This window comes from Thermomonospora sp. CIF 1, assembly GCF_001896795.1.
Classification (GTDB): Bacteria; Actinomycetota; Actinomycetes; order Streptosporangiales; family Streptosporangiaceae; genus Thermomonospora; species Thermomonospora curvata.
In genome coordinates, this window is the sequence record NZ_MOYN02000015.1 from 284087 (window position 1) to 293417 (window position 9331).

The 9331-nt window shown below is 72.2% G+C and carries 8 protein-coding genes and 2 pseudogenes; 3 read left to right on the forward strand and 7 right to left on the reverse strand.

The features are described 5' to 3' along the window. The first annotated feature begins 106 nt into the window (after positions 1-106). Both BUE48_RS09340 and BUE48_RS09345 read left to right on the forward strand, forming a co-directional pair. Positions 107-811, forward strand: coding sequence for an ACT domain-containing protein (locus tag BUE48_RS09340; protein ID WP_286989645.1), 705 nt, complete (start codon positions 107-109; stop codon positions 809-811). 231 nt (positions 812-1042) lie between these two features. Then, positions 1043-1705 (forward strand): class II aldolase/adducin family protein, encoded by a 663-nt coding sequence (locus BUE48_RS09345; protein ID WP_245537020.1) that lies wholly within the window; start codon positions 1043-1045, stop codon positions 1703-1705. Positions 1706-1927: 222 nt separating this feature from the next. On the opposite strand, the gene BUE48_RS09350 is transcribed toward BUE48_RS09345, so the two are convergent. From BUE48_RS09350 to sbnA, 7 genes and pseudogenes are all read right to left on the reverse strand, one after another. Beyond that, positions 1928-2932 carry an ADP-ribosylglycohydrolase family protein gene (locus BUE48_RS09350; protein WP_012852234.1) on the reverse strand — a complete coding sequence of 335 codons (1005 nt, stop codon included), beginning with the start codon at positions 2930-2932 and terminating at the stop codon, positions 1928-1930. Between the two features lie 26 nt (positions 2933-2958). Further along, positions 2959-4068, reverse strand: a complete 1110-nt coding sequence (locus tag BUE48_RS09355) for an acyl-CoA dehydrogenase family protein (RefSeq protein WP_012852235.1) — start codon at positions 4066-4068, stop codon at positions 2959-2961. Between the two features lie 41 nt (positions 4069-4109). After that, positions 4110-4352, reverse strand: coding sequence for a hypothetical protein (locus BUE48_RS09360; RefSeq protein ID WP_012852236.1), 243 nt, complete (start codon positions 4350-4352; stop codon positions 4110-4112). 29 nt (positions 4353-4381) lie between these two features. Then, a pseudogene (locus BUE48_RS09365) lies at positions 4382-4749 on the reverse strand (ATP-binding protein); the annotation flags it as partial. A gap of 34 nt (positions 4750-4783) precedes the next feature. After that, positions 4784-5261: pseudogene (locus BUE48_RS09370) on the reverse strand (response regulator transcription factor). Positions 5262-5350: 89 nt separating this feature from the next. Beyond that, positions 5351-6376 (reverse strand): 2,3-diaminopropionate biosynthesis protein SbnB, encoded by a 1026-nt coding sequence (gene sbnB / locus BUE48_RS09380; RefSeq protein WP_012852237.1) that lies wholly within the window; start codon positions 6374-6376, stop codon positions 5351-5353. A 43-nt stretch (positions 6377-6419) separates the two neighbouring features. Continuing rightward, complete coding sequence (sbnA, locus tag BUE48_RS09385) at positions 6420-7421, reverse strand: 2,3-diaminopropionate biosynthesis protein SbnA (protein ID WP_286989646.1); 1002 nt, start codon at positions 7419-7421, stop codon at positions 6420-6422. A gap of 353 nt (positions 7422-7774) precedes the next feature. Here sbnA and BUE48_RS09390 point away from each other — a divergent pair, with 353 nt between their 5' ends. Next, entirely contained in the window at positions 7775-9271 is a 1497-nt protein-coding gene (locus BUE48_RS09390) for an amino acid adenylation domain-containing protein (protein WP_286989647.1), read from the forward strand. The last annotated feature ends 60 nt before the right edge of the window (positions 9272-9331 follow it).

Here is a 9331-nt window from a genome sequence, read left to right on the forward strand (position 1 = left end):
AAGGATATTCGAAATCCATATCACCTCATGCTTCTCGGTGCGGAAACGACGGGGTAACACGCTGGAAACCGGACATGCGCAGGCTGGGGTGTACGAGGAGGTGACGATGTTGTTGCGGATCAGGGTGCGACTGCCGGACCGGCCGGGCTCGCTGGGCAAGGTGGCCCGGACGCTGGGGGCCGCGGGCGCCGACATCGTCCAGATGACCGTGTTGGAACGTGACGGCGGGCGGGCGCTGGACGACTTCACGGTGCTCTGGCCGACCGGCGCCGGCGTCGACCGGCTGCGTGAGGGGCTGACCTCGGTGCCCGGGGTGGAGGTGGTCGGCATCTGGCCCACCGTCGAGCCGCAGGGGACCGGCCAGGACGTCGCGCTGATCGGCCAGCTGGCCGCCGCGGGGGAGAGGGCGCTGGCCGTCCTGACCGACGCGGTGCCGGCCATGCTCAGCGCCGACTGGGCGGGACTGCTCAAGGTCGCGCCGGAGGGCGACGACGCCGGAGAGGCCGTGCTGGTCCACACCAGCCTCGGCGTGTTCGGCGGGATCGAGGTGCCGCCGCTGGAACCGCTGCGGCCGCGTGCCTTCACCGCCGCCGACGGCACGCGCTATGCGGTGATCCCGATCGGGGACCGGCGGCTGGCGCTGCTGGTCGCCCGGACCGGGGCGCCGCCGTTCCACCGCAGCGAGGTGCTGCGGCTGACCCAGCTGGTGGGCGCCGCCGAGGCGGTGCTCGGCGACCGGCTGTGGGCCGAGTCGGGTCCGCTTCCCCGGGTGGGCCCGGCGGTCACCGCTGCGGGAGGAGGGGCTTCGTAACACTCCGGAAACCAATGACATGTTCCGGGCGTCTACTTTCTTTAAAGCGTGGCTCTCGGTGCGGCGGCGCGGTCGCATCGAGAGCCATTTCCTTATGCTGTGTTTCTGCTGTGGCGATAAGTGACTAATCGTCGGATGTGAGACGGTTCGGTCGGGGAGCCGCCCCGATCACCGGATCCGCAGAGCCGGCGTCGGGGACGCGCTCTGCCGCCTTCCGGTGGCCGGGACGCCGTGGACGCGAGGTCGGGGATGCTGCTGGAGGACGAACGCCGGGAGCTGTGCGAGATCGGCCGCAAGATGGTCGACACCGGGCTGGTCCTGGGCGCCGCCGGCAACATCAGCGTGCGCCGGGGCGACCTGGTGGCGGTCTCCCCGGCCGGGATGCGCCTGGAGCGCATGACCCCCGCCGACTGCCCGGTGATCGACCTGACGGGCGCCGTCGTCGAAGGCGAGCGGGAACCGTCCTCGGAGACCCCCATGCACCTGGCGGTCTACGAGGCCACCGGGGCCCCGGCGATCGTGCACACCCACTCCACCTACGCCGCGGTGGTGGCCACGACCCTGACCGAGCTGCCCCCGCTCCACTACAACACCCTGCTGCTCGGCGGGATCGTCAAGGTCGCCGAATACGCCACCTACGGCACGCCCGAACTGGCCGCCAACGTCCGCAAGGCGATGGACGGGGGGATGCGGGCGGCGCTCATGGCCAACCACGGCGGCGTCACCATCGGCGCCGACCTGGAGGACGCCTTCGAGAACGCCCGGCTGCTGGAGTGGCTGTGCGGCCTTTACGTGCGCGCCAAGTCCATCGGCGAACCCCGCGTCCTCACCAGTGAGCAACTGCGCCGGGTCACCGAACGCGGCCTGCGCCCCCGCCCGCTGCCCGCCGATTGAGAACGCACCCCCGGTGCGGCCGCTCCCTTCGCGGACCGAAGTCCCACCGGGGTGAAGTTCTCCTCGACCTTGCCGTGCGGCCGCTCCCTTCGCGGACCGAAGGCTCGGGTGGACGGCGCCGCTTCGGCGGGCCTTTCGCGGCCGGAGACCTCGGCCAGGCCCCGACGCCGTGACGGTCCGGGCCGGTGCATCGCCCGTGGCCGCGACGCACCCGCGGCGCGGTCAGTCCCAGGCGCGGCCGAAGCGGGCCAGCTTCTCGGCGTACTCGATGCGGCCGGCCCAGCCGGCGGGCCAGGCGTCCATGCCCAGGTGCGCCCCGGCGAACGCCCCGGCCAGGCAGGCGATGGAGTCGGAGTCGCCGGAGCTGGCCGCGCCCCGCCGGATCGCCGCCACCGGGTCGCCGGGGAACAGCAGGAAGCACAGCAGCGCGGTGGCCAGCGCCTCCTCGGCCACCCAGCCCTCCCCGGTGATCCGGCACGGGTCGTCCTCCCGGCCGGCCCGCGCCAGCGCCTCCTCCAGACGGTCCAGCGCCGTCAGGCACTCTCGCCGGCCAAGGGCGATGAACTCCCGCGGGCCGTCCGCGCCCGCCCGCCGCCACAGGTCCTCCAGCCACTGCTCACGGTAGGCGGCGGCATGGCAGCGTTCGCGCAGCGCGGCGGGCAGCTCGGCGGGGGCCAAGCCCTCGCGCAGCCACCACACCGCGAACGCGGTCAGCTCGGCGGCGACCAGGGCGGTCGGGTGGCCGTGGGTGAGCGCCGCCTGCAGCTGGGCGGCCCCGGCCCGCTGCTCGTCGGTCAGCCCGGGCACCAGGCCCACCGGCGCCACCCGCATGTTGGCGCCGCAGCCCTTGGAGCGGTGCTGGGTCGCCTCCACCCACCGCAGCCCGTCCTCCAGGTTCCGGCAGGACTGCAGGCAGGTGGCGCCCGGGGCGCGGTCGTTGTCCGGATCGTGCAGCCAGTCGATGAAGTGCCGCCGCCAGCGGGGAAGCACCGACTCGGGGGCGAGCGGCGGATGCTCCAGGGCGCCCAGCAACCCCTCGGCCACCGCGATCGTCATCTGCGTGTCGTCGGTGACCAGCGCCGGCGCGCCGGGCAGATCCCGCGGCCCCTCCTCCCCGAACCGGTCGCGGATCGTCTGCATGTCCAGGAACTCCGTCTCGGCGCCGAGGGCGTCCCCGTAGGCCAGTCCGAAGAGGCAGCCGCTGGCGGCCCGGGCGATGGGGGGCATGCGCCGATCCTACAGATCGGCCGCTTTCACAGGCCGATCAGTTGGGCGACCCGTTCACGATGGTGGGCGGGGCCGCCGAGCAGCAGCTGAGAGGACTTGGCCCGCTTGAAGTACAGGTGCGCATCGTGCTCCCAGGTGAAGCCGATGCCGCCGTGGATCTGGATGTTCTCCCCGGCCGCGTGGAAGAACGCCTCGGAGGTGTAGGCCTGGGCCAGCGCGGCCACCACGGGCAGCTCCGCGGGGTTCTCATCGGCCGCGGTCGCCGCGTACAGCACCGCCGAGCGGGCCGACTCGATCTCCATCAGCAGGTCGGCGCACTTGTGCTTGATGGCCTGGAAACTGCCGATCGGACGGCCGAACTGGTGGCGGACCTTGGCGTACTCCACGCTCATCTCCAGCACCCGCTGGGCGCCGCCGAGCTGCTCGGCCGCCAGCGCCAGCGCCGCCACATCCAGCAGCCGGGCCAACACCCGCTCCCCGTCGCCCTCCCGGCCGATCAGCCGGGCGGGCGTGCCGGCCAGCTCCAGCCGGGCCAGCTTGCGGGTCTGGTCCATGGTGGGCAGCAGGGTGCGCGTCAGAGCCGGGGCGTCGCCGTCCACCGCCAGCAGCGACAGGCCGCCGGGCGCCTGCGCCAGCACCAGCAGCAGATCGGCGGTGTGCCCGTCGATCACGAACGACTTGACGCCCTCCAGCCGGTGGCCGCCGGCTGCGGACGCCGCCGTGGCCGCGATGGCCTCGGCCGCCCAGCGCCCGTCCTCCTCGGCGACCGCCACCGTGGCGATGCGGCCGGCGGCGATCTGCGGCAGCAGCTCCCGCTTGGCCTCCTCATCGTCGCAGGCCAGCAGCGCCTGGGCGGCCAGCGCGACCGACAGCAGCGGCGCGCACGCCAGCGCCCGGCCGGCCTCCTCCATGACGATCACCAGCTCGCGCATGCCGAACCCGGCGCCGCCGTACTCCTCGGGGATCGCCAGCCCCGGCACCCCCAGCTGCTCGGCCAGCTGCCGCCACACCGCCGGGTCGTACCCCTCGGCGGTGGCCATCAGATGGCGCACCCGCTCGCTGGGGGACTTGTCGGCGAAGAAACGGCGCAGTGTGGCGCGCAGTTCCTCCTGCTCCTCGGTGACGGCCAGCCGCATGCCCAACCCCTCTTCAGCCGGACGGTTGCCGACCGCTCACGTTAGGCCGCCCAGTCGTGCGGTCCCAGGACGTATCCCGCCGAATGGGACCGCAGATGGTCGATGGCGACCAGGTGCTCCAGCGCCCGCCGCACCTCCTCCTCGCCTCGCCCGGTCTCCTCGGCGATCTCGCCGATCTCCGCCTCGCCCAGCGCCCGGCCGGCCTTGTCGGCGCCGGCCACCGCGTCGTAGACGTACAGCTCCAGGTCGCTCAGCTCTTGCACGTCGGTTCGTCTGTCACCCATGGACGGGCTTGTGCCCGCAGCACGTCCGCTCAGACGCGATGCGCCTGTTTCGCTTCCCCGGGATCTTTCGGCGGCGCGGCCGGGACGGAGGCGGCGGGCAGGAGGACCGTCACGACCAGGCCGCCGTGCGCGGCGGCGATCGCCCGGACGATCGACAGCCCGAGCCCGGCCCCCCGCTCCGAGCCCACCCGGCCGCCGCGCAGCCGCCGGAACGGCTCGAAGATGGCCTCGATCTCATACGGCGGCACCACCGGTCCGGTGTTGACGACCGTCAGCTCCACGCCCTCCGGCCGCCGACGGCGACGTGGTGCCGCACGGCGTTCTCCACCAGGTTCTGCACCGGCCGTTCCAGCAGCACCGGATCGCCCTCGGTGGGCGCAGGGCCCAGTACGGCACGCGGCCCTCTTCAGGCCGCGCCCGCCGCGGACGGCTCAGCGGATGCGGTGGCCGACGCCGGGCACGGTCTCGATGACGGCGGGCTCGCCCAGCTCGCGGCGCAGCTTCATCAGCGTCACCCGCACCGTGTGGGTGAACGGGCCGATGCGCTCGTCCCACACCTTCTCCAGCAGTTCCTCGGCCGGCACCACCGCGCCGCCGGCCCGCAGCAGCTCGGCCGGCACCCCGAACTCCTTGCGGGTCAGCGACAGCGGGCGGCCGTTCCGGAAGACCTCCCGGCGGGCCGGGTCCAGCGTGATGCCCGCCCGGCGCAGCGGCGGCGGTCAGCATCAGCACCCGCACGTGCGCCCCGGCCGCCACCACCGCCCGGCACACGTCGTCGCCGTGCACCACCGGCAGGTCGCGGTCCAGCACCAGCACGTCGTAGTCGTTGACGCCCAGCCGCTGCAGCGCGGCGTCTCCGCCTCCAGCCGCGCCGACCTGACGGCCGCGCTGGAACGGCTGGGCGCCGATCTGCTCACCGTCGCCGCCGGCGACGACGTGTTCGGGGAGGAGCCGCCCCTGCCGGCCGAGTCCATCCCCATGATCGGACGGCGGCCGGCTCAGCCGTACCGCTTGAGCTCGTAGAAGAAGTCCGGCACGGTCTGCAGTTCGCCCTTGGCCTTGACCTGGTCGTAGACGTAGCGCGCCACCGCCAGGTCCAGCACCCCCAGCCCGAACGGGGAGAAGATCACCGGCTTGTCGGCCGGCGGGGTGATCCGGTCGGTCAGCACGTCATACAGCGTCCCGGCCACGAAGTCGCGGTTGCCGACCCGCTGCTCGGCCAGGTGCGGGGAGGTGTTGGCCTTCATGCAGTGCTCGACGTCGTCGACCACGTTGTAGGACGACAGGATGATCTCCGGCGACAGGTCCCGCAGCGAAATGTGCAGCACCAGCGGGTTGTGCTCGAACCAGGACGGGTCCAGCACGTGCGGCTCGCCGGCCACGGTGGCGAAGACGACCAGGTCGCAGGAGCGGATCAGGTCCTCGGGCTTGTCGTAGATGGTGATCGGGCCGCGCTCGGTGCGCTCCAGGTAGCCCTTGAAGCCCTCGGCGTGCTCGGCGACCAGGTCGTGCACCCCGATCGCCTCGAACTCCAGGCCGCCGGCCACCAGATAGGTGTGCAGGTAGCGGGCGATGAGCCCGACGCCGAAGAACCCGGCCCGGCGGGGGCGCACCCCGCGCCGCCTGCTCAGCTCCACCGCGGCCAGCGCGGCCGAGGCGGCGGTGCGGGCGGCGCTGATGATGGAGCTTTCCAGGCAGGCGAACGGGTAGCCGGTCTGGGTGTCGTTGAGGATCAGCACCGCCGAGGCGCGCGGGATGCCGGCGGCGACGTTCTCGGGGAAGCTGGCGATCCACTTGATGCCGTGCACGTCCACCTCGCCGCCCACCGAGGCCGGCAGCGCGATGATCCGCGAGGAGGGGCGGTCCGGGAAGCGCAGGAAGTAGGAGTCGGGGTTGACGGTGCGTCCCTGGCCGTGCAGCCGGTAGGCGGCCTCGACGATGCGGATGATCTGCTCTTCGCGGCCGCTGACGGCCTGGTGCACCTGGGCACCGGAGATCACGGCGAAGCTGGGGACTTGGCTCATCTGGGACGGCTCCGTAGACCGGTCGAAGGACGGGGATGACGAATCAGTCGCCGAGGATATCGGCGCCGCGTGCGGCGGATCGGCCGGGGAGCTCATCGGCGATCTCGCCGAAGTGCTCGCGCAGCCAGCTTTCCGCATAGATCGAGTCCAGGTAGCGTTCCCCCAGGTCGGGGGCTATGGCCACGGCGACGGGGTCCTCACCGGGGTACTTTTCGGCCAGCCACCGGGCGGCCCCGCTGACCACGGTGCCGGTGGAGCCGCCGAACAGGAACCCCTTGGCGGCCAGGCGGTGCACGGTGCGGATGGTGTCGGCCTCGGGCACGTGCACCACGTCGTCGATGTAGGACTCGTCCACCAGCTCCGGGCGGGTGGACGTGCCCAGCCCCGGCACCAGGCGGGGGGCGGGGGCGCCGCCGAAGGTGACCGAGCCGACCGCGTCGATCGCCACGATGGTGACCGGGCGGCGCAGTTCCCGGAAGTAGCGGGCGCAGCCCATCAGCGTGCCGGTGGTGCCGGCCCCCACGAACAGCACTTCCAGGTTGGGGAACTGCCGGTCGATGGCGGGGGCGGTGCCGCGGTAGTGCGCCATCCAGTTGTTGTGGTTGGCGTACTGGTTCAGCCACACATAACGGTCGTCGGAGGCGCACAGCTGTTGCACATAGCGGATCCGGCTGGCCAGGTAACCGCCGTTGGCGTCCTTTTCGGAGATCACCCGCACCTCGGCGCCCAGGGCCCGCATCACCTGGATCGAGGCGGGGTTGCAGCGGGGGTCGGTGACGCACAGGAACCGGTAGCCCTTGCTGGCGGCGATGACGCTCAGCGCGATGCCCAGGTTGCCGGAGGATGACTCCACGATCACCGAGCGTGAGGTCAGCAGTCCGTCGCGCTCGGCCGCCGCGACCATCTCCCCGGCCGCCTTGAGTTTCACCGAGCCGGCGAAATTGAAGCCCTCGCACTTCAGAAACAGTGGGTAGCCGAGCACCGGTCGCAAATCGACGTAAAGGTCCTCGACATTGAAGTCCTGAGGCGAGTTGATGATGGGCACGCTGGGCACCTCGTACGAGATTCAAAACCCGGATCCGGGAAATTTGTCAACGTTATTCTATTGTTGGGTCCGGAGGTTTCGAAGACGTCTTTCAAAAGACGTTTGCAAGGAGTATTGTTTTTAGTTGGGTCGCTGCCCCCGACTTTCCTCGTCCCCGAACTCGCCGTGTTGCTGATCAAGCGCGGCGGAGCCTCACCGTACCTGTGGGCATGTCCCCTTGCAAGCCCCGATCAGGCTCGATTGCGTCAACAATGCTGATTTGGCGGCCAGGTGGTCATAAGCTACGACGAGTGCCGCCTGCCGGATCTGTTCCGGGGTGACTGTGCAGCAGTTTGTGTTTACGGAGAGTGATCATGGAGCGTCCTGGACCGGCCGCCGACCGGCTGCTGCCGCTCAGCGGGCTGGAGGAGCTGCCGATGCGCCCGGGCCAGCCCGAGCGCGCCCGTGAGCTGGCGGTGCGGCACGCGATGACACGCACGCGCGAGCTGGACATCGCCGACCCGGTGATCACCCGGGTGGAGCGGTGGGCCGCCGAGCGCGACCGCCCGGCGGTGGCCGACGAACGGCGCCGTCTGACCTACGGGGAGCTGGCCGAGGAGGCCCGCCGGCTGGCCGCGCTGCTGGAAGAGGCCGGTGTGCGGCCCGGCGAGGTGGTCGGCGTGGGCGGACGGCGCTCGGCCACCGTGGTGGCGGCGTTCCTGGCGATCGAGCTGCTGGGGGCCCTGTACGTGCCCGCCGACGCCACCTGGCCGGCCGCCCGCGTCCGCGACGTGCTCTCCCAGGCCGGGGCGGTGGCGCTGCTGGACGTCGACGAGGGCGAGCGCTCCCCGGCCCTGCTGGAGGGCGCCGCGCAGGCCGGCTGCCCGGTGCTGCGCGCGCTGGAGGCGTCCGACTTCGAGCCGTGGGCCGGCAAGCCCCGGCTGCACTCGTTGGACCAGCCCCGCTACGTGCTGTTCACCTCCGGCTCCACCGGACGCCCCAAGGGCGCGGTGGTCGAGCACCGCGGCATGCTCAACCACCTGTGGGCCAAGGTCATCGACCTGGAGATGACCGACGCCGACGTGCTCGCCCAGACCGCCCCGCTGGGCTTTGACATCTCGGTCTGGCAGATGCTGTGCCCGCTGCTGCTGGGCGGCCGGGTCGAGGTGATCGGCGACGAGGTCGGCCACGACCCGGTGGCGCTGGCCCGCACCGTGGACGAGCGCGGCATCACCATCGTCGAGCTGGTGCCCACCATGGTCCGCCACCTGCTGGACGACCTGGCCGGCGCCCCCGCCGGCACCCTGGGCGGGCTGCGCTGGATGATCGCCACCGGCGAGGAGCTGCCCACCGAGCTGGCCCGCCGCTGGCTGGAGACCATGCCGCAGGCCCGGCTGCTGAACGCCTACGGGCCCACCGAGTGCTCCGACGACGTCACCCACCACACCGTCACCCACGCCGACCTGGAGCTGCGGCGCCTGCCGATCGGCACCCCCATCGTCAACGCCGACCTGTACGTGCTGCGCCAAGAGGACGACGGCACCTGGGCGGCCTGCGAGATGGGCGAGGTCGGCGAGCTGTTCGTCGGCGGGCTGTGCGTGGGCCGCGGCTACCTGGGCGACCCCGACCGCACCCGCGCCGCCTTCTTCCGCGACCCCATCGCCGACACCCCCAGCGGACGGCTGTACAAGACCGGGGATGCGGTCCGGCTGCTGCCCACCGGCACCCTGCAGTACCTGGGCCGGGTGGACCGCCAGGTCAAGATCGCCGGCGTGCGGATGGAGCTGGGCGAGATCGAGGCGGTGCTGCAACGCCACCCGGCGGTGGCCGCGGCCGCGGTGGTGGTGCACGAGTTCACCCCCAGCAGGTGACCGGCCATCACCATCGGTAGCCGATCGGGCCGGGCTCGGCCGTCTTCGCGGCCGCCCCCG